The organism is Melaminivora alkalimesophila (assembly GCF_000282995.1).
Classification (GTDB): Bacteria; Pseudomonadota; Gammaproteobacteria; order Burkholderiales; family Burkholderiaceae_C; genus Melaminivora; species Melaminivora alkalimesophila.
This window is the reverse complement of sequence record NZ_ALEE01000015.1, coordinates 1-288: the sequence shown is the minus strand read 5'-3', so window position 1 is coordinate 288 and position 288 is coordinate 1. Positions and strand designations below refer to the sequence as shown.

1 protein-coding gene is annotated in these 288 nt (G+C 61.8%); it reads right to left on the bottom strand.

The features are described from left to right. The coding region (locus A612_RS16790; protein WP_040435216.1) for an IS91 family transposase at positions 1 to 288 on the bottom strand (288 nt) is incomplete at both ends.

Here is a 288-nt window from a genome sequence, read left to right as displayed (position 1 = left end):
CGCATCGATGCCGGTGGCCGCGTGAAAGATGACACCCGGCGATGAGATTCGAGGGGTCGCATCAGCATCGCCCTCGCCCTCCACTTCCTCAAACACCCCGTCCACCACACAAACGTGGAAGTGGACGTGTTCATTGAGGCTGGAGCCGAATCGGTGAATGAAGGCGATGGCACCGATGTGCAGGCCTGCCTTGTCCATATGGGCCGCACCGGGGCTGTGGGTCTGCAGAGTTTGTGCGATCACCCGCAGAAAGATGCGCAGCACCATGCTCAGCACCGCTCCGTCGCG